General features: G+C 59.1%; 23 protein-coding genes and 3 tRNA genes. 25 read left to right on the top strand and 1 reads right to left on the bottom strand.

Annotation, left to right across the window (positions count from 1 at the left end):
- Positions 1-69: 69 nt before the first annotated feature.
- The 20 genes from HMPREF1627_RS06865 to htpX all read left to right on the top strand — a co-directional run bounded on the left by HMPREF1627_RS06865 (position 70) and on the right by htpX (position 23,091).
- A complete protein-coding gene (locus tag HMPREF1627_RS06865; protein WP_034502323.1) occupies positions 70-786 on the top strand; it encodes a class I SAM-dependent methyltransferase in 717 nt (238 codons plus the stop codon).
- A gap of 124 nt (positions 787-910) precedes the next feature.
- A complete protein-coding gene (locus tag HMPREF1627_RS06860; protein WP_081940788.1) occupies positions 911-2,095 on the top strand; it encodes a Gfo/Idh/MocA family protein in 1,185 nt (394 codons plus the stop codon).
- A gap of 305 nt (positions 2,096-2,400) precedes the next feature.
- Positions 2,401-3,699, top strand: a complete 1,299-nt coding sequence (locus HMPREF1627_RS06855; protein ID WP_052040875.1) for a geranylgeranyl reductase family protein — start codon at positions 2,401-2,403, stop codon at positions 3,697-3,699.
- A 34-nt stretch (positions 3,700-3,733) separates the two neighbouring features.
- Positions 3,734-4,093, top strand: a complete 360-nt coding sequence (locus HMPREF1627_RS06850) for an NADH-quinone oxidoreductase subunit A (protein ID WP_034502320.1) — start codon at positions 3,734-3,736, stop codon at positions 4,091-4,093.
- 15 nt (positions 4,094-4,108) lie between these two features.
- The gene (locus tag HMPREF1627_RS06845; RefSeq protein WP_034502318.1) at positions 4,109-4,663 is read left to right on the top strand and encodes an NADH-quinone oxidoreductase subunit B; all 555 of its coding nucleotides are present in this window, start codon (positions 4,109-4,111) and stop codon (positions 4,661-4,663) included.
- Positions 4,660-5,355 (top strand): NADH-quinone oxidoreductase subunit C, encoded by a 696-nt coding sequence (locus tag HMPREF1627_RS06840; RefSeq protein ID WP_034502316.1) that lies wholly within the window; start codon positions 4,660-4,662, stop codon positions 5,353-5,355. The genes HMPREF1627_RS06845 and HMPREF1627_RS06840 overlap by 4 nt, the downstream gene beginning before the upstream one ends.
- A complete protein-coding gene (locus tag HMPREF1627_RS06835) occupies positions 5,355-6,704 on the top strand; it encodes an NADH-quinone oxidoreductase subunit D (protein ID WP_034502314.1) in 1,350 nt (449 codons plus the stop codon). The genes HMPREF1627_RS06840 and HMPREF1627_RS06835 overlap by 1 nt, the downstream gene beginning before the upstream one ends.
- Positions 6,701-7,399, top strand: coding sequence for an NADH-quinone oxidoreductase subunit NuoE (gene nuoE, locus HMPREF1627_RS06830; protein WP_034502312.1), 699 nt, complete (start codon positions 6,701-6,703; stop codon positions 7,397-7,399). Before HMPREF1627_RS06835 ends, nuoE begins: the two co-directional genes overlap by 4 nt.
- The gene (gene nuoF / locus HMPREF1627_RS06825; protein WP_034502311.1) at positions 7,392-8,687 is read left to right on the top strand and encodes an NADH-quinone oxidoreductase subunit NuoF; all 1,296 of its coding nucleotides are present in this window, start codon (positions 7,392-7,394) and stop codon (positions 8,685-8,687) included. Before nuoE ends, nuoF begins: the two co-directional genes overlap by 8 nt.
- Positions 8,684-11,248, top strand: a complete 2,565-nt coding sequence (locus tag HMPREF1627_RS06820; RefSeq protein ID WP_034502310.1) for an NADH-quinone oxidoreductase subunit G — start codon at positions 8,684-8,686, stop codon at positions 11,246-11,248. Before nuoF ends, HMPREF1627_RS06820 begins: the two co-directional genes overlap by 4 nt.
- Positions 11,245-12,564 carry an NADH-quinone oxidoreductase subunit NuoH gene (gene nuoH, locus HMPREF1627_RS06815; protein ID WP_034502307.1) on the top strand — a complete coding sequence of 440 codons (1,320 nt, stop codon included), beginning with the start codon at positions 11,245-11,247 and terminating at the stop codon, positions 12,562-12,564. Before HMPREF1627_RS06820 ends, nuoH begins: the two co-directional genes overlap by 4 nt.
- The gene (gene nuoI, locus HMPREF1627_RS06810) at positions 12,557-13,216 is read left to right on the top strand and encodes an NADH-quinone oxidoreductase subunit NuoI (RefSeq protein WP_034502305.1); all 660 of its coding nucleotides are present in this window, start codon (positions 12,557-12,559) and stop codon (positions 13,214-13,216) included. Before nuoH ends, nuoI begins: the two co-directional genes overlap by 8 nt.
- Complete coding sequence (locus tag HMPREF1627_RS06805; protein ID WP_034502302.1) at positions 13,213-14,160, top strand: NADH-quinone oxidoreductase subunit J; 948 nt, start codon at positions 13,213-13,215, stop codon at positions 14,158-14,160. The genes nuoI and HMPREF1627_RS06805 overlap by 4 nt, the downstream gene beginning before the upstream one ends.
- A complete protein-coding gene (gene nuoK, locus HMPREF1627_RS06800; protein WP_009408608.1) occupies positions 14,157-14,456 on the top strand; it encodes an NADH-quinone oxidoreductase subunit NuoK in 300 nt (99 codons plus the stop codon). The genes HMPREF1627_RS06805 and nuoK overlap by 4 nt, the downstream gene beginning before the upstream one ends.
- Positions 14,457-14,469: 13 nt before the next feature.
- Positions 14,470-16,446, top strand: a complete 1,977-nt coding sequence (nuoL, locus tag HMPREF1627_RS06795; RefSeq protein WP_034502300.1) for an NADH-quinone oxidoreductase subunit L — start codon at positions 14,470-14,472, stop codon at positions 16,444-16,446.
- A 28-nt stretch (positions 16,447-16,474) separates the two neighbouring features.
- A complete protein-coding gene (locus HMPREF1627_RS06790) occupies positions 16,475-18,016 on the top strand; it encodes a complex I subunit 4 family protein (protein ID WP_034502435.1) in 1,542 nt (513 codons plus the stop codon).
- A complete protein-coding gene (nuoN, locus tag HMPREF1627_RS06785) occupies positions 18,013-19,584 on the top strand; it encodes an NADH-quinone oxidoreductase subunit NuoN (protein ID WP_034502298.1) in 1,572 nt (523 codons plus the stop codon). Before HMPREF1627_RS06790 ends, nuoN begins: the two co-directional genes overlap by 4 nt.
- Positions 19,581-20,591 carry a polyprenyl synthetase family protein gene (locus HMPREF1627_RS06780; RefSeq protein ID WP_034502296.1) on the top strand — a complete coding sequence of 337 codons (1,011 nt, stop codon included), beginning with the start codon at positions 19,581-19,583 and terminating at the stop codon, positions 20,589-20,591. Before nuoN ends, HMPREF1627_RS06780 begins: the two co-directional genes overlap by 4 nt.
- Positions 20,592-20,681: 90 nt before the next feature.
- Positions 20,682-22,184 carry an FAD-dependent oxidoreductase gene (locus HMPREF1627_RS06775; RefSeq protein WP_034502294.1) on the top strand — a complete coding sequence of 501 codons (1,503 nt, stop codon included), beginning with the start codon at positions 20,682-20,684 and terminating at the stop codon, positions 22,182-22,184.
- A 25-nt stretch (positions 22,185-22,209) separates the two neighbouring features.
- Positions 22,210-23,091 (top strand): zinc metalloprotease HtpX, encoded by an 882-nt coding sequence (gene htpX / locus HMPREF1627_RS06770; protein ID WP_034502292.1) that lies wholly within the window; start codon positions 22,210-22,212, stop codon positions 23,089-23,091.
- A gap of 135 nt (positions 23,092-23,226) precedes the next feature.
- Here htpX and HMPREF1627_RS06765 read toward each other — a convergent pair whose 3' ends face one another.
- The gene (locus HMPREF1627_RS06765) at positions 23,227-23,730 is read right to left on the bottom strand and encodes a YajQ family cyclic di-GMP-binding protein (RefSeq protein ID WP_034502434.1); all 504 of its coding nucleotides are present in this window, start codon (positions 23,728-23,730) and stop codon (positions 23,227-23,229) included.
- A 103-nt stretch (positions 23,731-23,833) separates the two neighbouring features.
- Between HMPREF1627_RS06765 and HMPREF1627_RS06760 the strand changes: the two genes are divergently transcribed.
- The 5 genes from HMPREF1627_RS06760 to HMPREF1627_RS06740 all read left to right on the top strand — a co-directional run bounded on the left by HMPREF1627_RS06760 (position 23,834) and on the right by HMPREF1627_RS06740 (position 25,520).
- Positions 23,834-23,915, top strand: a tRNA-Tyr gene (locus HMPREF1627_RS06760).
- Between the two features lie 85 nt (positions 23,916-24,000).
- A tRNA-Thr gene (locus HMPREF1627_RS06755) sits at positions 24,001-24,073 on the top strand.
- Between the two features lie 29 nt (positions 24,074-24,102).
- Positions 24,103-24,179, top strand: a tRNA-Met gene (locus HMPREF1627_RS06750).
- A 52-nt stretch (positions 24,180-24,231) separates the two neighbouring features.
- Positions 24,232-24,402, top strand: a complete 171-nt coding sequence (gene rpmG / locus HMPREF1627_RS06745) for a 50S ribosomal protein L33 (RefSeq protein ID WP_034502432.1) — start codon at positions 24,232-24,234, stop codon at positions 24,400-24,402.
- A gap of 83 nt (positions 24,403-24,485) precedes the next feature.
- Positions 24,486-25,520: a sialidase family protein gene (locus HMPREF1627_RS06740; protein WP_034502290.1), complete on the top strand. Its 1,035-nt coding sequence runs from the start codon at positions 24,486-24,488 to the stop codon at positions 25,518-25,520.
- Positions 25,521-25,549 lie beyond the last annotated feature (29 nt).

Here is a 25,549-nt window from a genome sequence, read left to right as displayed (position 1 = left end):
TGCTAATTCCCTGCACGTCCATGAGCGATTGAGTGTGCCTAAAACACGCACAAATGGGAAAATAGACACATGAGTGCATACACTTCCTCTCAGCCGCGCCGCGCCGATCTTGGAAAATCTCAAGACGAAGTAGCTGCGATGTTTGACGACGTCTCCCAGCGCTACGACGTGATGAACGCTCTGCTCAGTGGCGGGATGAATTTTGTGTGGATGAAGGCGCTGACCGCGGCACTCAAACCCAGGCCTTCCGACTATATTTTGGACTTGGCCGCTGGGACCGGCGCCTCATCGGTAGCGATCGCGCGCAGTGGTGCTCGAGTTGTCGCATGTGACCTCTCGGCTGGAATGATTGAAGTGGGACGCGCGCGTCACCCCGAGGTTGATTTCGTTCAGGGCGATGCCATGAACCTTCCCTTTGCGGACAATACTTTTGACGCGGTCACAATTTCCTACGGACTACGAAATGTTCCCGATCCGAAGCGCGCCTTGGAAGAGATGTCTCGCGTGACGCGTCCGGGTGGGCGTTTGCTTGTCTGCGAGTTTTCGACGCCGACATCGGCGCTCCTGCGCGCGGGCTACTCGCTGCACCTCCAGTACCTGATGCCCCTGGTTGCGCGCTTTGCCTCCTCGGATGATGTTGCCTATGACTACTTGGCGGAGTCGATCCTTGACTGGCCGGGTGCCCCCGAAGTTGCAGCCTTGATTGCCGAGGCCGGGTGGAGCGATGTGCAGTATCGTTACCTCACGGGTGGCATTGTTGCGCTTCACCGAGCCTACAAGGCCTAGAGGGGCGCGGAAGACTTCCGGTCGTTTGCAGAGTGTGGACTGCAAGCGGCCGGATCCTTTTATGGGCCGTAGTTTCGGGGAGCATAATGGGAGAGTCGAAGAAGACTGTGTGAATGGAGCCTTCATGTCCAAACCTCTGCGCGTTGGAATCATTGGATTGGGAGCGCGATGCTCCATTGCCGAAAACTGTCAGGTTTCCTCGGTACCCGCTGAACTAGTAGGCGGCTGTGATCCCAACCCCGCAATGCGCGAGCGCGCTCGTGAAATCCTTGGTGACCATCCGTGGGTAGAAAGTCTGGAAGAGCTTCTTGACCTGGGAATTGATGCCGCAATTGTTACGAGCCCCGATGACACTCATGAAGACATCACATGCCAGCTGCTAGAAGCTGGGGTTGGAGTCTACTTGGAAAAGCCCATCGCCATCACCATTGAAGGTGCCGATCGCGTGCTTGAGACCGCATTCCGCACAAAGACCCCGCTGTACGTTGGACACAATATGCGCCACATGGCCGTTGTCCGAATCCTTCGCCAGGTTATTCGTGATGGTTTGATCGGCGAGGTCCGTGCAATCTGGTGCCGGCACTTCGTGGGAAACGGCGGCGACTACTACTTCAAGGACTGGCACGCTGACCGCAGCCGAACGACAGGCTTGCTCTTACAAAAGGCCGCACACGATATTGACGTGATGAATTGGCTCTCCGATTCTGTGCCCGAGCGGGTCGTCGGAATGGGAGATCTCATGGTCTACGGAAAGCTCACAGATCGCAGCGGCCAGCGCCGCGATAGCGTGATGAGTGACTGGTTTTCTTTTGACAATTGGCCGCCGGAATCCCTCACAGGACTCAACCCCGTCATTGATGTTGAAGACCTCTCGATGTTCATGATGAGACAGGTCTCTGGAACCATGATTTCCTACGAGCAGTGCCATTTCACTCCCGATTACTGGCGAAACTACACCGTTATTGGAACCCGAGGCCGCGCAGAAAACTTCGGTGACGGTGATGGGGGAGTAGTGCGTGTCTGGAAGCATCGGAGTCGCTGGGAGCCTCAAGGTGACATCGAAATTCCGATCCGAGGTGATGCTCGTGGTCACGATGATGCCGACGTCGCGACAATGGACGAATTCTTGCGTTTTCTTGCTCACGGGGATCAAACGGATCCGACACCTTTGGGTGCGCGCGAGGCTGTTGCCGCGGGGGTTCTTGCAACGAAGTCGCTACGCGAGGGCAATATTCCCTTCGATGTGCCACGGGTGGCCCCGTACCTTGCTGCCTATTTTGAGGGCAATCAAGAGCGAGGCCACCGGTGAAGACCGCGTGATCTGCGGTTTTTGGCTGGAAAAGAACTGAGGGAATCTGCGACGGAGAGCAGGTGGTTGGGGATTCCTGAGTTGCAACTGGAAGCACTCTCAAGAGCTTTGAGATGGCGCTGTTTTCTCCTGAACTTGTCCTTCACATCATTAACGCAACGTATGTGTGCGTAAATTAAATAAGGGTGTGCGCTCGCTCACGGCCTCAAAGTGTTGTGCTCACGGACTTTTTGGCGTTCTTTCGCCCTTTGTGGACGCCGTGACTATCGTCGTCTAATGGACCCTGATTGAAATTCGGGTGTCATATGGAGCGTTCAGGAGGATTGGTGAGCCAGCAGGCCCAGGACATGAGTGCCGACGTCGTCGTAGTCGGCGCCGGCCCCGGCGGTGCGTCGACCGCTTACCACCTGGCGACCCTTGGTATTGATGTTCTCCTCGTTGATAAGGCCCGTTTCCCGCGTGACAAGATCTGCGGTGATGGGCTTACTCCTGCCGCCGTTCAAGAGCTCATCCTCATGGGTGTCGATACCTCTACTTGGGCTCGTAACCGAGGACTGACGGTGATTGGAGGCGGCCACACAATCCACATGGAGTGGCCAGACCAGGCCTCGCTTCCCGGATACGGAATGACCCGTGCACGCATGGAACTCGACCACGCGCTGGTCCAGCGTGCGCAGAGTGCGGGAGCTCGCCTCGAAGAAGAACTCACCGTCACCGAGGTGATCCAAGATTCTGCCCACCGGGTGTGCGGTGTCCGCGCGCGCCGAGGCCGTGGCGCAAAGACCCAGGATGTGACCATCCGCGCCAAGCTGGTTGTCGACGCCGGGGGAGTGTCCGCAAAGGTCGCCACCCGCCTCGGAATTGAAAAGAACCCCAAGCGCCCCATGGGCGTTGCTGCGCGCACCTACTTCCGCAGTCCTCGTGGAAACGAAGAGTGGATGGAATCCCACCTGGAACTGTGGGCCGGAGAACCCGGGCACTCTGATCTTCTGCCCGGATACGGGTGGATTTTCCCCATGGGGGACGGAATCGTCAACGTTGGACTGGGATCGGTATCTTCAACGGCCAGCGCGACGAGCCTGCCCTATCGCCAGGTTTTTGAACAGTGGGTTGCTAACCTCCCCGAAGAATGGGGGTTCACCGCCGAAAACCAGATCGGCCAGCTCCGCAGTGCAGCGCTTCCCATGAGCTTGAACCGCAAGCCCCACTACACCAATGGATTCCTTCTTGTTGGGGACGCCGGTGGAATGGTTTCGCCCTTTAACGGCGAAGGAATCGCGCCGGCGATGAAGGCGGGGCGCTACGCCGCCGAAGCGATGGCTCAGGCTCTCTCGCGGACTCACCGGGCGGGAGTAGACCGCGCGATGAGCGCCTATCCGCAGCGAGTTCGCGACGAATACGGCGGCTACTACCAGCTTGGGCGCATCTTTGTTCGACTCATTGAAAACCCCAAGATCATGCGTCTGTGCACGACCTACGGTCTGCCCATCCCGCGCCTGATGACACTGGTTCACAAGCTTCTGTCGGATGGATTCGAACGCCAAGGCGGCGATTTCGATGACCGACTGATTACGACCCTATCCAAGATGGTGCCATCAGCATGATGGCCACGAAGGTACACCCGATGTGGGAGGAACGATGACCAATCCCTATGTTCCGCTGCTGATCATGGCTGCAGCCGCCACGGTCCTTGCGCTTGGCGGGCTGGGCGCATCCGCAATTCTGGGGCCGACACGGAAGAACCGGACGAAGGCCGATAACTACGAATGCGGTATCGAACCCACCGAACAGCACCTGGAACGCGGACGCTTCCCCGTTCGCTACTACCTGGTCGCCATGACCTTCATTGTCTTCGACATCGAAGTGGTGTTCATGTACCCGTGGGCCGTCAGCTTCAACCAGCTGGGACTCTTCGGACTGGTCGCCATGCTGACCTTCATCGCGGTGATCACCGTCCCCTATATCTACGAATGGCGCCGCGGCGGACTGGATTACTGAGGTAAGAGGAAAACAATGGGAATTGAAGAGAGCCTGCCTGCAGGCATTGCCCTGGCAAGCATGGAGAAAATCCTCGGTCTTGCTCGAAAGCACAGTCAGTGGCCGGTCACCATGGGCTTGGCATGCTGCGCAATTGAAATGATGGCAGCCGGAACTCCCCGTTTCGACATGTCGCGTTTCGGCCTGGAAGTTTTCCGCGCCTCGCCGCGTCACTCTGACCTCATGATTGTCTCCGGACGTGTTTCCCACAAGATGGCCCCGGTTATTCGCCGTGTCTATGACTCAATGGCGGATCCCAAGTGGGTGATCTCCATGGGAGCTTGCGCGTCTTCGGGCGGAATGTTCAATAACTACGCCGTTGTCCAGGGATGCGACCACATCGTTCCGGTCGATGTGTACCTTCCCGGCTGCCCGCCTCGTCCCGAGGCGCTGATTCACGCAATCCTCACCCTGCGTGAGCAGATCGGTAGCGAGCCCCTGGGCGCGCACCGCCGCGAAATCGCACGCAAGGCTGAGGCTGCAGCGCTTGCGGCAACCCCCACTCACGACATGAAGGGATTGCTGGCATGAGCGAAGAAATCAGCCGTTTTGGCGCGGCAGAACCCTCGGTGATCAAGAGCCGTCAGGGAATGTTTGGGGTCGCAGACCAAGGCGATACCACGGGCTTTTCTGAACTTGAAACCGTTGCTCTGAGCGCCCCTGCCGCCACTCGTCCCTACGGTTCCTACTTTGACCAGATCGTGGACGTCCTCGAAGAACTCATCGAAGCCGATGGATTGGTCGTCACCGATGTCATCGAGAAGGTCGTCATCGAACACGGCGAACTCAGCATCTTCATTGCGCGCGAGCACATCCGCCGCGTTGTGCGATACCTGCGCGATGACCAAGATCTGCGTTTCGAAATGTGCTTGGGAACCAATGGCGTGAACTACCCCGAAGATCGCGGCCGCGAGCTTCACGCCATTTACCCCTTCATGTCGATCACGCATAATCGCATGATTCGTCTGGAAGTCACCTGCCCGGACGCCGACCCGCACATCCCCTCGATCGTCGATATCTACCCGGCGAATGACTGGCAAGAGCGCGAGACCTGGGACCTGATGGGCATTGTCTTCGGTGGACACCCTTCGCTTACGCGCACTGCTCTTCCCGATGACTGGGTAGGGCACCCCCAGCGCAAGGACTACCCCCTGGGTGGTATTCCCGTGGAATTCAAGGGAGCAGTCAATGCCCCTGCCGACACCCGGAGGTCGTACAACTAATGACTACTCCTTCACTGCATGCGGCAGCATCAAGTGCGGGCCTGGACATTGAAGATGTTCCCGAGGTCCTGGCTCAAGGCGGCGACTGGGATGACGTCATCGCTGAAATCGAGCGCATCAACCACGAGCGCGTGGTCCTTAATATGGGTCCCGTTCACCCCTCGACCCACGGTGTTCTTCGCTTGATCCTCGAGCTGGATGGCGAAACCGTTCGTGAAACTCGCGTCGATACGGGATACCTGCACACGGGTATCGAAAAGACCATGGAATACCGCACCTGGACACAGGGCGTGACACTGTGCACCCGCATGGACTACGTTGCTCCCTTCTTCCAGGAAGTCGGGTACTGCCTGGCCGTCGAAAAGCTTCTTGGTATTACGGATGATGTTCCCGAGCGCGCGAACCTGGTTCGTATTCTCCTCATGGAACTCAACCGCATTGCCTCGCACATCGTTGCTATCGGTACCGGTGGTAACGAGCTGGGCGCGACGACCATGATGACCATCGCATTCAGGGGCCGCGAAGAAATCCTGCGAATCTTCGAGCGCATCACCGGCCTTCGTATGAATCACGCATTCGTGCGACCCGGCGGCATTGCCCAGGACCTGCCCGGCGGTATGGTTCCCTATATCCGCGAGAAGCTCCCCAAGGTTCGCCACGATATCGGCGAACTCCAGGACCTGGTTTTGGCCAACCCCATTTTCAAGCAGCGCTTCATCGGGGTGGGCTACATGCCCCTTTCCGCGATGATGGCCCTGGGACTGACCGGTCCCTCCCTGCGAGCCGCGGGTCTGCCTCAAGACCTGCGTAAGGACCAGCCCTACTGCGGTTACGAGAACTTCGAATTCGATGTCCCGACCTATGACTCGAATGATGCCTACAACCGCGTGCGCGTCCGCTTCGACGAGTGCTACCAGTCGCTGCGCATCGTCGAGCAGGTCCTGCGCCGCCTCGAAGAAACCGAAGGCCAGCCCGTTATGGTTTCTGACCCGCACATCAAGTGGCCCGCACAGCTCTCGGTCGCAACGGACGGTCAGGGTAACTCTGCGGAACACATCGCGAAGGTCATGGGAAGCTCGATGGAATCCCTGATCCACCACTTCAAGCTGGTCACCGAAGGTTTCAAGGTCCCCGTCGGCCAGGTCTACCAGACCGTTGAACACGCCAAGGGCATCTTGGGTGTCCACCTGGTGTCTGCTGGTGGAACCCGCCCCTTCCGCGCACACTTCCGCGACCCTTCATTCGCAAATCTGCAGTCTCTGGCCATGATGACGGAAGGCGGACAGCTCGCCGACGTCGTTGTTTCACTGGCCACTATCGACCCCGTTCTGGGAGGCGTTGATCGATGAGCTATCCCGTGGAAACCTATGAGCGCCTAGCAGGTGAGGCACGCGAAATCATCGCGCGCTACCCCGAGGGCCACGCTCGCTCCGCACTGCTTCCCATGCTGCACTTGGTTCAGTCTGAAGACGGCTATGTGAGCGCTAATGGAATCGCGCTGTGCGCCGAGCTTCTGGGCATCACCCGCGCAGAAGTTTCGGCAGTTGCGACCTTCTATACCCAGTACAAGCGTCACCCCACGGGCGAGTACCTCGTGGGCGTGTGCACCAATGCGCTGTGCGCTGTTATGGGTGGAGACGAAATCTGGGAAGCCGTCAGCGAAAAGGTTGGCGTCGGAACCGATGAGACCAACGAGGCCGGAACCATCACCCTGGAGCGCCTCGAATGCAATGCCGCCTGCGATTACGCGCCCGTCGTCATGGTGAACTGGGAATTCTTCGACAACCAGACCCCCGAGTCGGCGTGTGCCCTCATCGATGACATCGAGGCCGGCAAACCCCTGCACCCCACACGCGGAAGCGCTGTGCTGCCGACCTTCAAGGAAACCGAGCATGTTCTTGCTGGCTTCCTCGACGGTCACGAACACGAAGGACCCAGCGCAGGCCAGGCCTCGACACTGGGACTGAGGATCGCCGAAGAACGCGGCTGGAGCGCTCCGGCCGATGTTCCCGCGGAAGAAGGAAAGGAGACGGACGGTGAGTGAAGCAACCGTGGCACTGACCCCGATTCTGACCCGCGGATGGGGAAGCGATCGCTCGTGGACTTTGGAGTCTTACCTGAGCCGAGGCGGCTACGAGGGACTCAAGAAGGCCAACACCATGGAGCCTGCCGAGATCGTTGAGACCGTTAAGGCCTCCGGCTTGCGAGGCCGTGGTGGCGCTGGATTCCCCACGGGCCTCAAGTGGTCCTTCCTTCCGCCCGATGACGGTTTGCCCCGCTACTTGGTGGTCAACGCCGATGAATCGGAACCGGGAACCTGTAAGGACATCCCGACGATTATGGCGAACCCCCACGTGTTGATTGAAGGCATTGCGATTACCTCGCGCGCCATCAACTGCAACCACGCATTCGTCTACCTGCGCGGCGAGGTCGTTCACGTTTACCGTCGCCTGATGAATGCGGTAAAGGAAGCCACTGAAGCCGGCCTGTTGGGCGATCTTCGCATTACCGCCCACGCAGGTGCCGGCGCATACATCTGTGGTGAAGAAACCGCTCTTCTGGATTCCCTGGAAGGCTTCCGCGGTCACCCGCGTCTCAAGCCCCCCTTCCCTGCTGTCGCAGGTTTGTATGCGCGCCCGACCGTTATTAATAACGTCGAGTCGATCAGCCAGGTGACGGGAATCTTCCAGCACTCCGCACAGTGGTACGCCTCGATGGGAACGGAAAAGTCCAAGGGACACGGTCTGTTCTCAATCTCAGGCCACGTGAAGAACCCGGGCCAATTCGAGGCCCCCTTCGGAATCACCATGCGCGAACTCATTGAGCTTGCCGGAGGTATTCGCGAAGGACACCAGCTGAAGTTCTGGACTCCCGGTGGCTCTTCAACTCCGATCTTCACCGAAGCAGAACTTGACACACCTCTGGATTACGAATCCGTTGGCGCCGCCGGTTCGATGCTCGGTACCCGAGCCCTGCAGGTCTTCGATGAAACGACCTCTGTGGTTCGCGTGATCACCCGCTGGATCGAGTTCTACCAGCACGAATCCTGCGGTAAGTGCACGCCCTGTCGCGAAGGAACCTACTGGCTTAAGCAGATCATGCTCCGCCTGGAAGCAGGTAAGGGCCAGGAAGGCGATATCGATCTGCTGGACGAAATCGCACACAATATTTTCGGTCGAAGCTTCTGCGCCCTGGGCGATGCAGCGGCAACCCCGATCATGTCGGGAATTAAGAAGTTCCGCGAAGAATTCGAGGCCGGGCTGACCACGCCCGCGCGCGAATTGTTCCCCTATGAGGCCTCGAGCAACTTTGCCAAGGGAGGAGTTCGATGAGCGAGAACCTAGTGAAGGTCACAATCGACGACGTCGAATTGGACGTTCCCGCAGGCACCCTGGTGATCCGCGCGGCCGAGAAGGCCGGAATCCGCATCCCGCGATTCTGTGATCACCCGCTGCTTGAGCCCGTCGCTGCATGCCGTCAGTGCTTGGTTGAGGTCGGAATGCCCGATCGCAATACGGGCGAGCTGCGTTTCATGCCCAAGCCTCAGCCTTCATGTGCTCAGACTGTCACCCCCGGCATGGTGGTGAAGACCCAGCGCACCTCCGAGGTTGCCCGTCGCGCCCAGGAAGGCGTGATGGAATTCCTGCTCATCAACCACCCGCTGGATTGCCCGATCTGCGATAAGGGCGGCGAATGCCCCCTGCAGAACCAGGCAATGAGCGAAGGCCGCGAGAGCTCGCGCTTCATCGATGCAAAGCGCACCTACCGCAAGCCCCTGAAGCTGACCTCGCAGATCCTGCTGGACCGCGAGCGCTGCATCTTGTGCCAGCGCTGCGTGCGCTTCGGTAAGGAAATTGCGGGCGACGTGTTCCTGGACCTTCAGGGACGAGGCGGTGGCACCGCGCCGACCGAACACCACCACTTTATGGGTGAGCAGGTTGGCTCCTTCGATACCGCGGTCTTGGATTACTTCAATCCGCAGGAAAAGGACAACGTCCAGGCGGGAATTTCGGGTCCTTACGGTCAAGAAGGCATTATTGGCTCCCTCAATGAGGGTGATCTTGCCCCCAACGATCGTGATGTTTCGGGCCGCGCATTCGCCTCGTACTTCTCGGGCAACATTATTCAGATCTGCCCGGTTGGCGCTCTGACCTCAAATGACTACCGCTTCCGTGCACGCCCCTTCGATTTGGTTTCGACCGCTTCGGTGACCGAGCACGATGCTTCCGGTAGTGCGATCCGCGTGGATATTCGCCGCGGTGAAGTTCTGCGACGCCTCGCTGGAAATGATCCCGAGGTCAACGAAGAGTGGATCACCGACAAGGATCGTTTTGCCTTCAGGTGGTCGGGCGTTGAGCGTCTCAATACTCCTTTCGTTCGCGAGAACGGTCAGCTTGTCCCGACCTCGTGGTCGGATGCCTTGGACCGTGTCCACCGCGCACTTGCCGGCCTTTCCGGTGATCAGGTTGGTTTCCTTCCCGGTGGCCGCCTGAGCTTTGAAGATGCTTGGGCATGGTCGAAGTTCGCGCGCACCGTCGTGGGATCTGATTCCATCGATATGCGTTCGCGTAGCCACAGTGAAGAAGAACGTTCATTCCTTGCTTCCCACGTGGCAGGCAGCGGTTTGGGCGTCACCTACTCGCAGCTTGAGAGTGCCGGCCAGGTCCTCCTGGTTGGGCTTGAGCCCGAGGACGAGTGCGGCGCGCTCTTCCTGCGGATGCGAAAGGCTACCCGCAAAGGCAAGCTTCGCGTGGCTTCCCTTGCCCCCATGACTTCCCGAGGCCTCGCCAAGCTTTCTGGAGAGCTGCTCCGTTGCGCTCCGGGTACCGAGGTTGAGGTTGCTGCTGAGATCCGTGAAGGTGGTGAGTTCGCCGATCTCGCCTCGCGTCTTGACGGGGGAGTGATCTTGGTTGGTGAGCGCGCCAGCCGCACCCCGGGTCTGCTCAGTGAAGTTGTCCGTCTTGCCCAGCGCTGCAAGGCACGCATCCAGTGGGTGCCTCGTCGTGCGGGTGAACGCGGTGGCCTCGAGGCCGGTCTTCTTCCCGGACTCCTGCCCTTCGGTCGTCCGGCATCCAGTGCAGATGCGCGTGAAAGCCTCGCATGGGGCGAAATCCCCGCAACTCGCGGACTCGACGCTTCGCAGATGCTGGAAGCTGCAACTGAAGGCCGCGTCAAGGCCCTCGTCGTCGGCGGCGTTGACCTGCGCGATTTCGACGATCCGGCCGCTGCGCGCGATGCCCTCGACCGAGTCGACTTCCTTGTCAGCCTTGAAGTTCGCCGCAGCGAGGTAACTGATCGTGCAGATGTGATCTTGCCGGTCGCACCGCCGCTTGAAAAGAACGGCACCTTCATCAACTGGGAAGGACGCCTGCGTCCCTTCGGTCAAGCAATCGCTTCTCGTGCACAGACCGACCGCCTTGTTTTCGATGCTCTTGCTCGCGAATTCGGCGCTGATCTTGGTCTTTCCGATCTGGTGAGCCTTTACGACCAGGTCAACCCGCTCATGAACTGGACGGGTGAGCGTGAAGAATTCGTTCCAGCTCAAGCCTCACCGCTCGTTGAGCTCGCAGAGGGACAGGCGCTCCTCGCCACCCATAAGCCGATGCTCGATGCTGGTCGCTTGCAAGATGGCGCACACATGCTGGCTGGAAGCGCACGTCGCCCCGTCGTCTTTGCGGCGCGCGCCACGGTAGCGGGCCTTGGCCTCGACGAAGGGGAACTGCTCACGCTGAGCAGCCCGCGCGGAAGCGTGACGCTTCCCCTGCAATTTGCTGATCTTCCGGAAGGAGTCGTCTGGGTGCCCGAGTGCTCGCAAGGCTCCCTCGTCCACGAATCACTGGGGAACTTCGGTTCTTCTGTCACCCTGAGCGCAAAGGGGGAGGTGGCCCGATGAACATGATCCCCATGGAAGTTCCCAACTATTCTCCCGCGGACTTCTCGCAGGAAACCTGGTGGTTAACAGTCCTTAAGGCCGTTTTCATCATTGTTTTCCTGATCCTCAACGTTCTGCTCGCACTGTGGGTTGAACGTCGAACGATCGGACGCATGCAGACTCGTCCCGGCCCGAATGTCGCCGGTCCCTTCGGCTTGTTCCAAGCAATTGCCGACGCCGTGAAGCTGCTCTTCAAGGAAGACATGTGGACGCGCAAGTCCGAGAAGTTCATCTACCTGCTTGCGCCTTCGGTCTCCGCATTCGCAGCCTTCAGCATCTTCGCCGTCATCCCGATGGGTCCGAATGTTTCGATTTTCGGCCACTCAACGCCCCTGCAGCTGGCAGATATGCCGGTCGCTGCCCTGTATATCCTTGCGATTTCTTCGCTGGGCTTGTACGGCATCGTTCTGGGTGGTTGGTCCGCGTCCTCAACGCTTCCGCTCTACGGCGCGGTGCGTTCCTCGGCGCAGGTGATCTCCTACGAACTGTCAATGGGAATGTCCCTGGTTGCGGTCTTCCTCATGGCCGGCTCGATGTCGACCTCGCAGATCGTCGCATCCCAGGCTCAAACCTGGTGGTTCCTGCCCTTGGCACCGGCCTTCGTCATCTACCTGATCTCGATGGTCGGCGAAGTGAACCGTCTTCCCTTTGACCTCCCCGAAGCTGAAGGCGAATTGGTCGCTGGTCATATGACCGAGTACTCCTCGATGAAGTTCGGTTGGTTCTACCTGTCTGAATACGTCAACATGTTCAACGTTTCGGCGGTGGCAACGACCATGTTCTTCGGCGGATGGCACGCTCCGTGGCCGCTGTCGCACATCGAGTTCCTCAATAGCGGCTGGTTCGGCATGCTGTGGTTCTTCCTCAAGATGTGGTTCTTCATGATCCTCATGATCTGGACACGAAGCACCCTTCTGCGTTTCCGCTACGACCAGTTCATGCAGCTGGGCTGGAAGCGCCTCATCCCGATTTCCTTGGCGTGGCTCGTCATGGTCGCCGTCATTCGCGCCGTGACGCAGTGGGTCTCCCTCACCCTGCCTCAGCTCATCGGCGCGGTCGCCGGCATCTTCGTTGTCGCACTGATCATCATGTGGTTCGCAGATTCGGCTGATGCCCGTAAGGAAGCAGCGAAGGAGGAAGAAGCGCGCGCACGCCTCGAGAACTTCGATCCGATGGCCGACGGCTTCCCGGTACCTCCGCTTCCCGGACAAAAGCTCCCGCCCTCGCCGCGCGCTTCCCGCGTGGTCAACGCAGTAATGGAGGAGACGAATGACTGAGCAGAACCAAAGCGAGAACCTGCGCTACGAGCAGGATCCCAAGGGACCGATCGGTCAGTTCTTCGCACCCTTCGCCGGGTACGGAGTGACCCTGTCCTCCTTCTTCCGCCCGACCGTTACCGAGCAGTACCCCTTCGAGGGGCCCTTCGTTGAACCGCGTTTCCACGGTCGACACCAGCTCAATCGCTATGCCGACGGCCTCGAAAAGTGCGTCGGTTGCGAATTGTGTGCGTGGGCGTGCCCCGCGGATGCGATCTACGTCGAGGCCGCATCCAACACTCCCGAGGAACAGTACAGCCCCGGAGAACGCTACGGTCGCGTCTACCAGATCAACTACCTACGTTGCATTTTCTGCGGTTACTGCATCGAGGCCTGCCCGACTCGTGCACTGACGATGGGGCACGACTTCGAACTGGCCGAATACACTCGCGCAGACGATATCTACGAGAAGGAACAGCTCCTAGTTCCCCTCTCCGAGGGAATGCTGCAGCCTCCTCACCCACAGGTCGAAGGACTCTCTGACGGCGACTATTACCGAGGCGAAGTCCACGGCCCCACGCAAGCACAGATCGATTGGGTGCGCGAGCATCGCCCCGAAGATCCTTCCCTTGCTACTGCACGTCCCGTCTACGAGGAGGCACGTCAGTCATGACCCTCATGAATTGGCCCGAAATGGCATCAACGGGGGAGGCGATCCTCTTTGGCTGCGTGGCAGTGTTCATGATTGCCTGCGCCCTGGGCGTGCTCTTCTTCAAGAAAGCCGTCCACTGTGCGATTTGCATGGTCGGAGTCATGCTCGGATTGGCCGTCCTCTACCTCATGCACGGAGCAGCCTTCTTGGGAACCGTTCAGGTTGTCGTCTACACCGGCGCGATCATGGTTCTCTTCCTCTTCGTCATCATGATGATCGGTTTGGGAGCATCCGACAATTACGCGCAGCAATCGCGCGGGCGCATCATCACTTCGGTGCTCATCGCTCTGGGCTTGGCAGCTGTCGTTATTGGAGCTGTTGCCCGCTCGCGCGCAACCGGCTCCTCTAATTCCTTGAGTTCAGAGCCCTACTCGAATGCTCCGATCACCGACCTAGCAGCAACGCTGTTCTCGCGCTACTGGTTCTCAATGGAACTTGCGGGAATCTTGCTCATCACCGCGGCCATCGGCGCCATGCTGCTCACTCACTCCGATCAGCTCGGCCCGGTCCTCACCCAGCGTGCAACCGCAGAAGCGAAGATGCGCGCCTTTAAGGCCTCGGGTCGCAGGATTGGTCAGCTTCCCGCCCCTGGTGTTTACGCGCACTCCAACGCGGTCGACGTTCCTGCAATCTCCGGCGAGACGCACGGCCCGGTCGAGGCCTCGGTCCCCAGGGTGCTGCGCGTGCGCGGTCTGGAGCGTGTCGTTGGACAGGTCGAACCCGAGGTCGCGCAGTCCTTGGCACTTGCCAAGAGCGGTGCTCTTGAGGACACGATCTTCGATCCCACACACCCGCAGACTCGTCAGCGTTCGCAGGCTTGGGGTATGCCCGGTGCGCCCGCCCCGAGCGGCTTGAACCAGCCCCTTGCCAGCGATAACAGTGAAGAAGGGAAGGAAGAAGAATGAGCCTTGCAGCCTACCTCGTGCTCTCGGGGATCCTCTTTGCGATCGGTGCAGCGATTGTTCTGGTCCGTCGCAGCGCAGTGATCTCCTTGATGGGAGTCGAACTCATGCTCAACTCCGCCAATCTTGCCTTCGTGACCTTCGCGCGAATCCACGGAAACGTCAGTGGAGAAATCATGGCCTTCTTCGTCATGGTTGTTGCTGCGGCTGAAGTCGTGGTCGGACTGGCAATCGTTGTGTCCATCTTCAAGTCACGCGTTACCACCAACGTTGACGACCTCGATCTTCTGAAGAACTGAGGAGTAAGCCGGAATGACCTTTACACTGCTGAATGCTGCGGCCCAAACCGCAGCTCCAGTCGAGGCTACGGGAGTCTTCTCCTGGGCTTGGCTGATGATCGCAATTCCAGCTGCATCCAGTGCGCTTCTTCTTGTGTTGGGACGCCGCAGCGATCGCTGGGGTCACCTGCTGGCAACCTTGGCATCATGGGCCGCCTTCGCGGTGGGCGTGGCGGTTATTGCCACAATGCTCTCCCTTCCCGCCCAAGGACAGCGAATCGCGCTTCCCCTGTTCCCGTGGATTCCCGCGGGAGACTTCTCCGTTGACTTCGGATTGATGCTCGACCCGCTGTCGATGACCTTCGTCATGCTGGTCACCTTCGTTGGGTCTCTCATCCATGTCTACGCGATCGCGTACATGGAGCACGACACTGATCGTCGTCGCTTCTTCGCCTACCTCAACTTCTTCATCGCCGCAATGCTGATCCTGGTTCTGGCGGACTCCTACGCGGGGCTCTTCGTCGGCTGGGAAGGCGTGGGCTTGGCCTCGTACCTGCTCATTGGCTTCTGGAACCACGTTCCCGCCAATGCGGTTGCCGCGAAGAAGGCCTTCGTCATGAACCGAGTGGGCGATATGGGCCTGCTCATCGCCATGATGGCAATGGTCGCGAACTTCTCGACCGTCAACATGGAGAAGGTCAACTCGATGGTCGTCTCGATCTCGCCGGTTCAAGCAACCATCATTGGTTTCTTCCTCCTGGTGGGTGCGTGCGGTAAGTCCGCTCAGTTCCCGCTGCAGGCGTGGCTCGGCGATGCAATGGCTGGCCCGACTCCCGTGTCCGCTCTCATCCACGCGGCAACGATGGTCACCGCCGGTGTCTACCTCATCGTTCGTTCGGGTGCGATCTTCCAGGCTTCGCCCATTGCTGCAACCGCGGTTGTCATCGTCGGCGCGATCACGTTGCTCTTCGGCGCGATCGTCGGCTGCGCGAAGGACGATATGAAGAAGGTACTCGCGGCCTCCACCATGAGCCAGATCGGCTACATGATGCTCGGTGCAGGTCTTGGCCCCATCGGTTGGGCCTTCGCGATCTTCCACCTCTTCACCCACGGCTTCTTCAAGGCCCTGATGTTCCTTGGCGCGGGTTCGGTCATGCACGGCATGAACGATCAGGTCAATATGCGTCGCTTCGGCGCATTGCGCACCGCCATGAAGGTCACGTGGATTACCTTCGCATTCGGCTGGCTGGCGATCTTGGGAGTCCCGCCCTTCTCGGGCTTCTTCTCCAAGGACAAGATCATCGAAGCCGCTTTCGGTGCGACCACTTTTGCCGGCCACGAGGCCGTCTGGGCCGGTTGGGTCTTCGGCATCGTCACCATGGTTGGTGCTGGAATCACCGCTTTCTACATGTCGCGGCTGTTCTTCATGACCTTCCACGGCACCGCTCGTTGGACCACCGAAGCTGAAGGCTCGGGCGTGCATCCGCACGAATCCTCTCCTTTGATGACCGTCCCGATGATCATTCTGGCGATCGCGGCTGCCGCTATCGGTGGAGTGCTCTCAATCGGAAACGCTTTCACAACGTGGCTCCAGCCTTCGCTGGGCGAGGTTGAGCACGCTCATCCCGTTGCCCCAGAGATCGCAATCCAGGTCGTCACCTTGCTGCTGGTGCTTGCGGGCGCTGGCCTTGCGTGGATGATTTACGGACGTCGTGAGGTTCCCACCGCAATTCCTGCGGGTAATGCACTCACGCGTGCCGCTCGCCAGGATCTCTATCAGGATTCGGTGAATGAGGCACTCTTCATGACTCCGGGTATTGCCCTGGTTAAGGCCGCAACTCTTGGCGATGACAAGGCGATTGACGGCATCGTTCACGTGGTGGAAAAGGCATCAACGGGTGCTGGACGTGCGGTGGGTGCTACCCAATCCGGACGCGTGCGCACCTATGCCTCCTACATTCTTGGCGGGGTAGTCCTTGCCCTGGCCGCCGTCTTGGCATTCACGCTGTGAGGAAGTAAGAGTTATGCAGATTTCTCAAATGACCAGCGCGCCACTTCCGTGGCTGTCGATTCTTGTCGCGCTTCCCGCGCTGGGTGCCTTGATGCTCGCGATGGTCCCCGCCCTGCGTCGCGCCGGACGTACCTTCGCCCTGATCTTGTCGGTGTGTGAACTTGCCGCGGCCATCGTGGCATTTGTCAGCGCCTTCGATTGGTCGTCTTCCTCCACCTATCAGCTTTCCGAGGCCTACTCGTGGATTCCCCAGATGGGCCTGAGTTGGGCGCTGGCCGTGAATGCACTGGGCGCGGTTATGATTCTTCTTGCCGTTGCCTTGGTTCCCCTGGTCGTGTTGGCCGGTTGGAACGACGATGAAGACGAGGCAAAAGCTGGAGCTTATTTCGGATGGGTGCTGCTTCTTGAGGCCTTCATGGTGCTGATCTTTGCGGCTTCCGATGTCCTGCTCTTCTACTTGGCTTTCGAAGGAATGCTCGTTCCTCTCTTCGTCATGATTGGTCGTTACGGAGTCGGTGAAAAGAAGGCACGTCAGCGTGCTGCGATGAAGTTCCTTCTCTTCTCTCTGGCCGGTGGTCTGGTGATGCTCGGTGGCCTTGTTGCCATCTGGGCGCTGGCTGCTCGCCGCGGAGATACCCTCTTCCGCCTCGATACGCTGGCTTCGGGGACAGTGAGCCTTCCCGTGGGCATTCAAGTCGGCCTCTTCCTGACCTTCTTCATTGCCTTCGCGATTAAGGCCCCCATGGTCCCGGTTCACACCTGGCTTCCCGATACTGCGCAGAATGCTCGCCCGGGTACCTCGGTGCTCCTCGTTGGCGTTCTCGACAAGGTCGGAACCTTCGGCATGATCACCCTGTGCTTGCGTTTGTTCCCGCTGGGAGCGGCCAGCCTGCAGTGGTGGATCTGCGGCTTCGCCGTGGCCTCGATCCTGTGGGGCGGCTTGGCTGCCATCGGACAAAACGACATTATGCGTCTGGTCTCCTACACCTCGGTCTCGCACTTCGGTTTCATGGTCCTCGGTATCTTCATCGGCTCGCAGATCGCGCTGACTGGCGCCATGGTCTACATGGTCGCCCACGGTGTGTCGATCGCAGCGATGTTCCTCCTTTCCGGTTGGCTTTCCGCACGAGGCGGCACCCAGGACATGCGCGAGTACGGCGGTATGCAGCGCGTGAGCCCGGTCCTTGCAGGCTTGTGGCTCTTCTCGGGTCTGGCTTCGGTTGCGCTTCCCGGCCTGTCCGGGTTCGTCCCCGAGTACCTGGTTCTCATGGGAACGTGGAAGGTCTCGACGATGCTCGCGCTCTTCGCAGTGCTTGGCGTAATTTTGGCCGCGCTGTACATGCTGATGCCTTATCAGCGTGTCTTCACCGGTCCGCCGCGAGCTGGAAAGGATCAGATTGCTGATCTGAATGGACGTGAGAAGACCGTTATGACCCCGTTGGTCATTGCGATGCTCGTCTTGGGTATCTGGGCGGCGCCGTTGGTTTCCGCTCTGACGCCGATTGCGACGCAGGGCGAACAGCTGATGACCGCTGCAAGTGCAGTTTTGAGTGAAGGGAGCGCACAGTGAATTCTGTGGCAACAGCCGTGACGTTCACGGTCCCCGAGATTTCCTGGGCTGCACTTGCGCCCATCCTGTGCGTCCTTGGTGGCGGTATCCTCGCGGTTCTCGCTGAGTCTTTCGTGCCGGTGCGTGCGCGCCGCTCGAGCGTCATCGGAATCGCTCTCGTTGCGCTCATTGCTTCGGCGGTTGCCCTGGTCATGCGCTGGGCAGTGGTCACAGTGACCCCCTCGTCACTGGGGGAGTACATCGAAGATCCTTTGACGATCGCCGCGCAGGGCATTCTTGTTCTGATTGCCTTCTTCGCGGTCCTCGTCATTGCGGACCGTTCCGAGGCCGGCGACGGCGCCTTTGCTGGACAGCCTTCGGACCGCCCGGGTTCTTCCGATGAGGAGCGTTCGGACGCGAAGGGCTACCAGCGTTCTGAGATGTTCGCTCTGGTTCTTTTCTCGACCGGCGGCATGATGATCTTCCCGGCAGCGAATTCCTATATTGCACTTTTCGTTGCTCTGGAAGTGATGTCTCTTCCTCTGTACATCCTGGCTGCGACCGCGCGTCGGCGTCGTCAGCTCTCGCAGGAAGCTGCGCTGAAGTACTTCATTCTTGGTGCGTTCTCCTCGGGCTTCATGCTTATGGGTTCTGCTTTCCTCTACGGTTACTCCGGTTCGCTCATCATCTCCGATGCAGCTACCCCGACCCCGCAGACGGCTGGAATGCACGTGCTCTTGCTGATGGGCACTGTCATGGTGATGGTCGGCTTGCTCTTCAAGGTTGGCGCGGCTCCCTTCCACGCGTGGACTCCCGATGTTTACACCGGTGCTCCAACTCCCGTGACGGGCTTCATGGCTGCCGCGGTTAAGCTCGCAGCCTTCGGCGCAATGCTCCGTTTCTTCCAGGTTGTGGCAGCTCCCCTGCAGTGGAGCCTGATTCCGATCATGATCGTTGTCGTTGTCTTGACCATGCTGGTTGGAACTTTCGCAGGCCTCGTGCAAATGGACGTCAAGCGCATGCTTGCCTACTCGTCGATCGCTCACGCGGGCTTCATCCTCTTGGGTATTCTCTCGCTGGTGCGCTACTCAGCTGGTCACGTACTCTTCTATGTCTTGGCCTACGCGGTGGCGACCGTTGGAGCCTTCGGAGTGATCACCCTGGTTCGTTCAAGTGACGACGAGGGAAATATCGGCGGCGAAGTGACGGATCTGCGCCGCTGGGCGGGACTGGGGAAGACCAACCCCGGCTTGGCCTCGGCAATGTTGATCTTCCTACTCTCCTTTGCGGGTATTCCTTTCACGGGCGGCTTCATTGCGAAGTTCGTCGTTTTCTCGGATGCTTTCGCGGGTGGATACGTCTGGCTGGTCGCGCTTGCGCTTGCCTGCTCGGCTGTCACGGCATTCTTCTACTTCCGTCTGGTTCGCGTGATGTTCTTCATGCAGCCGCGTGAGGACGTTGCGGTCGTTCGCTCTGAAGGTTTCGCTGGTGTTGCGATCACCGTGTGTGCTGTGGGTACGATTGCCCTTGGACTCTTCCCGAGTCCGGTTCTGTCTCTACTCAATCAGGTGGTTGTGCTTCTCCCGTGAGCGCCGTAATCGATTTACACGTTCCTGATCTCGAGGCCCGAATTCTTCCGGGCCTCGAGGCCGTTGAGGACCGTTTGCACCGTTCCGTCAGTGATTCCAGGGACTTGGTCACTGAACTCACCAGTCATCTGGCTCAGGCCGGTGGCAAGCGCATGCGTCCCTTGCTCACGCTGGTTGCAGCTCAATTCGGCGACCCCCAGCGCGCTCTGAGCGATGAGGTCCTCACTGCAGCAACTGGCATTGAACTCACGCACTTGGCATCGCTCTACCACGACGATGTCATGGATTCTGCTCCCACCCGCCGTGGAGTTCCCTCCGCTCAACACCTGTGGGGTAATAACCGCGCGATCTTGGCCGGCGATATTCTTTTCGCTCGAGCCTCTGCGATGATCGCGACTTTGGGTGATGAAACGGTTCGCCACCACGCCGTCACTTTCGAGCGCCTGTGCATGGGCCAGCTCAATGAGACTTTCGGTCCCGAAGAGGGCGATGACCCGCTGACTTTCTATCTCCAGGTTCTTGCCGATAAGACCGGTTCCTTGGTGGCATCGGCTGCTGCTTTCGGTGCGATGCACGCGGGCGCGGATCAGGCAACCATCGAAGCGCTCACGAACTTCGGAGAGCGCCTGGGCGTCGCCTTCCAGATCGCGGATGACGTCATCGATCTGGGCCCTGCAGAAGGACAGTCAGGCAAGACCCCTGGAACCGATCTTCGCGAAGGCGTGGATACCCTTCCCGTGCTGCTGCTTCGCCGCGCACAGTCCAACGGAAATCTGGATCCCGAAGGCCAGAAGATCTTGTCGATGCTGAGTGGGGATTTGTCCTCGGATGAGGCCTTGGCTGCTTTGGTTGCGCGGCTGCGTGAGCATCAGGTCGTCGCCCAGACCCGTGAGCTTGCTCATGAGTGGTGCGAAAGCGCATTGGAATGCATCGCGGATCTTCCCGAGGGGGAAGCAAAGCAAGCGCTGATTGCCTTTGCGCACTTGATGGTGGATCGCGTCGCCTAAGTCCTCTCGGCTGCTCCTCAGGTCGTGTGATTGTAGGATTGGAGCAGGATAAGGGCTGCGCGTGGGCGCAGCCGGAGAAGAGGATCACGCGTGAGCACCTACAACGTTGCCGTTATCGGCGCAGGCCCTGCGGGCATTTATGCATCTGACATTCTGTCCAAGTCCGGTTTGGACGTGAATATCGATCTGTTCGAACGCCTCCCCGCCCCCTACGGCTTGGTGCGCTACGGCGTCGCCCCGGACCACCCCCGAATCAAGCAGATTATCGTCGCCCTCTACAAGATTCTTCAGCGCGGCGATATCCGTCTGCTGGGTAACGTTGAGGTTGGCCGCGATATCACCATCGAGGACCTCCACGCCCACTACGATGCAATCATCATTGCCACGGGCGCTGATCGTGATGCTCCGCTGAATATTCCGGGCGTTGACCTTCCGCAGTCCTACGGCGCCGCCGATTTCGTGTCTTGGTACGACGGGCATCCGGATTACCCCCGCACCTGGCCTCTTGAAGCAAAGTCCGTTGCCGTGCTGGGCGTCGGAAATGTTGCACTGGATGTTTCGCGTGTCTTGGCCAAGCACGTCGAGGACATGCTGGTCACTGAGATCCCCGAAAACGTCGCCAAGGGCTTGGCTGAAAACCCGGTTACTGACGTGCATGTCTTTGGTCGCCGAGGCCCCGCGCAGGTGAAGTTCACCCCCTTGGAATTGCGCGAATTGGGGCACGTTCCCGACGTTGACATCATTGTGTCCGAGGACGATTTCGACTTCGATGAGGGCTCCGAAGAGGCACTGCGCGCCTCGAACCAGCAGCGTCAGGTCGTCAAGACCTTGACCAACTACGCGATGGAGGATCCCGAATCGCACACTGCCTCGCGTCGCATCCACATTCACCTTTTCCAGTCTCCGGTCGAGATCCTTGCCGATGAGGACGGAAACGTCAGCGCAATTCGCACCGAGCGCACTGAGCTCACGGGAGATGGCTCCGTACGCGGAACCGGTGTCATCACCACCTGGCCCGTTCAGGCGGTTTACCGCGCAATTGGCTACTATTCTTCGCCGGTTCCGGGGCTTCCTTTCGACAAGCGTGCAGGCGTTGTCCCCAACGTTGAAGGACGCGTTATCGATTCGGATACAACGCAGGATCCCAATGCTCCGGTGGTTCAAGGCGTTTACGCAACCGGTTGGATTAGGCGTGGCCCCGTTGGCCTGATCGGTTCGACGAAGTCGGATGCTCAGCAGACCATTTCTCACCTCGTCGAGGACGCGGAGGCGGGGCGCCTTCACGCGACTTCTTCTGAGGTCGGTCACGAGGCCATGGTTGCTCTGCTTCGTGAGCGTGGCGTGGAGTTCACCACCTGGGAAGGGTGGGAGCTTCTTGATGCGTACGAGGCCGCGCTGGGTGAGAAGTATGGTGAGCTTCCCGGTGGCCGCGGCCGGCGTGAACGCATCAAGGTTGTCTCGCGTCGCGCAATGACCGACGTGTCTTTGGGTAAGGACCAGGTCCACGAGGACCTCATCGGTCAGATGGGTGAGATGGGAGTTCCTTCTGCCCCCGAGCGTTTCGAGGATTACTCGGGCCCCAGCCGCATCTAGCGGATCATTCGCGCAAAGGAGGATTATGCGCACGCGTCACTATCACAACGGTTTCAAGACCGCCCTGCTCCTTGGGGGAATGTGGGCTCTGCTCTTGCTCATCGGCTCGGGCATCGCCTATGGAACCGGCCGCGCGGTGTGGATTTTCATCTTCGCAGGAATCGGCTTGGTTCAGACGGCATGGTCCTATTGGAATTCGGCGACCATGGCCCTGCGTTCAATGAACGCCTACCCGGTTACCGAAGCTCAGCAACCGGCAATGTATCGCATTGTCCGCGAGCTTTCTCAAACGGCTGGGCAGCCAATGCCGACGCTGTGGGTCGCACCGACCATGACTCCCAATGCTTTTGCGACAGGACGTAACCCCGCGAATGCTGCAGTGTGCTGCACGGAGGGAATCTTGCAGCTACTGAACGAGCGCGAGTTGCGTGGAGTGCTGGGACACGAACTCATGCACGTCTACAACCGTGACATTTTGACCTCCTCCGTTGCGGCAGCGATGGCGGGTGTGGTGACGTCGATTGCTCAATTCCTAATGTTTTTCGGTGGTGGTAATCGTCGTGATCGCGAGGGCGGGGGACTGGCAGTGATTGGTTCACTTGCCCTTGCCTTGGTTGCGCCTTTTGCTGCGACACTCATCCAGTTTTCTCTCTCGCGTACGCGCGAATTTGATGCCGATGAAGATGGTGCTCTTTTGACGCAAGACCCGTTGGCGCTCGCTTCTGCATTGAAGAAGCTTGAGAGTGGAAACTCACAGTACCCCCTAGCGGCCACCCCGCAGACGCAGAATGTCTCGGCGATGATGATTGCCAATCCCTTCAGGGGAGGGGGAATTCGTAATCTCTTCTCGACGCACCCGCCGATGGATCAGAGAATCGCACGTCTCGAGCAGATTGCCGGTTACTAATGCCAAGCTTTGTTCAGTGTCAATAAAGCTGATCAAGCTGAGCCGCGTAAGATTGCGCGGCAACTGAATAGACGTATGTGGGGGCATCTAGCACAGTGCTAGATGCCCCCACAGCTTTGCGATATTCGAGGAATCTCAGCGATAGTTCACGAACTGAAGAGCTACGTCAAGCTTTTCTCCGGAAGGGCCCTTGAGAAGGGCGATCACTGCCTGCAGATCATCGCGAGACTTGGAAGAAACGCGGATTTCATCTCCTTGGATCTGTGCCTTCACTCCCTTGGGGCCCTCGTCGCGAATCAGTTTTGTGATCTTCTTCGCAACATCTTGCTCGATTCCTTCGCGCAGAGGGGCAACGAGGCGGTAGATCTTGCCCTGTGCCTTGGGCTCGCGATCCTTGAGATCAAGCGCCTTAAGTGAAACTCCGCGGCGAATAAGCTTCGTCTGCAAGACGTCGACAATAGCCATGACGCGCTCAGGGGTGTTCGCCTCCATTTCGATGGCGCCACCAACCAGTCGAATCGAGGCGTCAACATTGCGGAAATCGTAGCGAGTTGAGACCTCTTTTGCGGCTTGATTGACCGCATTATCGACTTCCTGGCGGTCCAATTTGGAAACGATGTCAAACGATGAATCTGCCATGATCATCCTTTCTTTGTGCGCTGTGGCGCACTTCGGTCACTTTGATTGGCGCAGTGCCGGGTCATTCTGCTATTCTTCCACAGCACCGATTTTTTCGGCGCATGGCAGGTTTCCAGAGCGGCCAAATGGATCTGACTGTAAATCAGACGCTTCGTGCTTCGGGGGTTCGAATCCCTCACCTGCCACAGTCTCTTCGAGACTCGTTGTGATGTCATTCTCAATCACAGGAATTGCATTGTGGTTCCGTTTTGAGTTAGGCTTCTCGGCGTTGCCCCGATAGCTCAGTCGGCAGAGCGTCTCCATGGTAAGGAGAAGGTCAAGGGTTCGATTCCCTTTCGGGGCTCAGGTCGCGGCTACAGCCGCAGCCGCTGCGGCGGGGTAGCTCAGCTGGTCAGAGCGCACGACTCATAATCGTGAGGTCGCGGGTTCGAGCCCCGCCCCCGCTACCAGACCAACGAAGAGTCGCACGCCGACATAAGCAAAAGCAAAAGGGGAATCACCGTGGCAAGCAAGTCTCAGGACGTTCGCCCCAAGATCACTCTGGCATGCTCGGAGTGCAAGGAGCGCAACTACATCACCAAGAAGAACCGTCGTAACACGCCGGATCGTCTTGAACTGCAGAAGTTCTGCCCGCGTTGCCGCAAGTCTACGCTTCACCGCGAGACCCGCTGACGGCGTCGCGCTAACCCCGAGGAACGTAAGGTCCTCGGGGATTTTTGTTATCCCGGCGGCGCTGGTGGTTTATTCTTTTGCCTATGACTACTCGTGGTGAACCCCGTCAGATCCTTGCCCCTATCGGCTCAGGCGAGGTGCGTATTCCGGCGATTGTCACTGTAGCCAGCGGACGCGCGATTCTTTTCTATGACGAACGCCCAGCCCCGGCCTCGGGAAATGGATCGGATTTCAACGGGCTGACCATGGCCTCGGACCTGCCCAACCCCAACAAAATTCGCTGGATGGAATGCAGCGCGACGGGGGAGTGGTCGACTCCTCGGGACCTTCCCACGACGCTGCCCGCGATTACCTCAGATGCCTGCGTGGGAGTGGATGGCGATGGCTTCCTGCACCTTGCATGCGCCTCGAGCGAAGGGCGAGTCGGCTACATGGACTCGCGCGCCGATTGTGATCGTCTACAGGCGATCCTCGCGTGGGGACCTTCCCCGGAGGACCTGCGTTCGACGGATCTGACGGATGAGCTTTACCGGGAGACCGGAGCAGATGCCCTCTTCGCGACCTCTGGGTCAACAGTGAGTTTCGATGGCGCGGTATTGATTCCTTATGTTGTACGCATTGGGGAGGAGACTCATATTCGAGTCGTCGCTCTTCGAGCGGGGAGGATTGAATGGATTTCAGATCCTCTCGTGGGTCCTGAGGGTGTTCTGCTCGACGAAACAACGCTCACGGTGTGGGATGGCCGCGTTGTTGCGAATTGTCGCCTCCAAGGATTTGAAGGACGAGGCGCAGGTGGGCGCTACCTTGCCTGGGGGGATGGATGTAGCTGGGCTGGCGGGTACCTGTGGGAGTGCGAGGACCCTGGGTGCAATGCAAAGGCGATGGGGGATCTCTTTGTCCACCCGCATTCGCTTTCCGCGCGGGAGCGTGGCTCGATCCTTCGTTTAACGCCTCCGTGGGAAGGTGCGGTGCATGCCGATTGCGTTGCTTCTCTTGGGTTTGGGGGTTTTGGCTACAGTGATGCGATCCTTTCCGGAGACGAGGCTGTGGTTGTTTTTGAGCGCGATTGCGGCTTGTGGGAGGCGGTTGTGCGCGTGAATGAGGCACCTGTTTCCTGAGCTTTCTGCGAGTGTTTGCGCACCTCTTC

The sequence above is a fragment of the Actinomyces sp. S6-Spd3 genome (genome assembly GCF_000758755.1).
Taxonomy (GTDB): domain Bacteria; phylum Actinomycetota; class Actinomycetes; order Actinomycetales; family Actinomycetaceae; genus Pauljensenia.
Note: the sequence above shows the minus strand (reverse complement) of the source record. Positions and strands in the feature narration are given on the sequence as shown.

What these genes read in the sequence shown, in the direction of transcription:
- HMPREF1627_RS06865 (WP_034502323.1), top strand. Translation starts at nt 70, where the DNA reads ATGAGTGCATACACTTCCTCTCAGCCGCGCCGCGCCGATCTTGGAAAA.
- HMPREF1627_RS06860 (WP_081940788.1), top strand. Translation starts at nt 911, where the DNA reads ATGTCCAAACCTCTGCGCGTTGGAATCATTGGATTGGGAGCGCGATGC.
- HMPREF1627_RS06855 (WP_052040875.1), top strand. Translation starts at nt 2,401, where the DNA reads ATGGAGCGTTCAGGAGGATTGGTGAGCCAGCAGGCCCAGGACATGAGT.
- HMPREF1627_RS06850 (WP_034502320.1), top strand. Translation starts at nt 3,734, where the DNA reads ATGACCAATCCCTATGTTCCGCTGCTGATCATGGCTGCAGCCGCCACG.
- HMPREF1627_RS06845 (WP_034502318.1), top strand. Translation starts at nt 4,109, where the DNA reads ATGGGAATTGAAGAGAGCCTGCCTGCAGGCATTGCCCTGGCAAGCATG.
- HMPREF1627_RS06840 (WP_034502316.1), top strand. Translation starts at nt 4,660, where the DNA reads ATGAGCGAAGAAATCAGCCGTTTTGGCGCGGCAGAACCCTCGGTGATC.
- HMPREF1627_RS06835 (WP_034502314.1), top strand. Translation starts at nt 5,355, where the DNA reads ATGACTACTCCTTCACTGCATGCGGCAGCATCAAGTGCGGGCCTGGAC.
- nuoE (WP_034502312.1), top strand. Translation starts at nt 6,701, where the DNA reads ATGAGCTATCCCGTGGAAACCTATGAGCGCCTAGCAGGTGAGGCACGC.
- HMPREF1627_RS06820 (WP_034502310.1), top strand. Translation starts at nt 8,684, where the DNA reads ATGAGCGAGAACCTAGTGAAGGTCACAATCGACGACGTCGAATTGGAC.
- nuoH (WP_034502307.1), top strand. Translation starts at nt 11,245, where the DNA reads ATGAACATGATCCCCATGGAAGTTCCCAACTATTCTCCCGCGGACTTC.
- nuoI (WP_034502305.1), top strand. Translation starts at nt 12,557, where the DNA reads ATGACTGAGCAGAACCAAAGCGAGAACCTGCGCTACGAGCAGGATCCC.
- HMPREF1627_RS06805 (WP_034502302.1), top strand. Translation starts at nt 13,213, where the DNA reads ATGACCCTCATGAATTGGCCCGAAATGGCATCAACGGGGGAGGCGATC.
- nuoK (WP_009408608.1), top strand. Translation starts at nt 14,157, where the DNA reads ATGAGCCTTGCAGCCTACCTCGTGCTCTCGGGGATCCTCTTTGCGATC.
- nuoL (WP_034502300.1), top strand. Translation starts at nt 14,470, where the DNA reads ATGACCTTTACACTGCTGAATGCTGCGGCCCAAACCGCAGCTCCAGTC.
- HMPREF1627_RS06790 (WP_034502435.1), top strand. Translation starts at nt 16,475, where the DNA reads ATGACCAGCGCGCCACTTCCGTGGCTGTCGATTCTTGTCGCGCTTCCC.
- htpX (WP_034502292.1), top strand. Translation starts at nt 22,210, where the DNA reads ATGCGCACGCGTCACTATCACAACGGTTTCAAGACCGCCCTGCTCCTT.
- HMPREF1627_RS06765 (WP_034502434.1), bottom strand. Translation starts at nt 23,730, where the DNA reads ATGGCAGATTCATCGTTTGACATCGTTTCCAAATTGGACCGCCAGGAA.
- HMPREF1627_RS06740 (WP_034502290.1), top strand. Translation starts at nt 24,486, where the DNA reads ATGACTACTCGTGGTGAACCCCGTCAGATCCTTGCCCCTATCGGCTCA.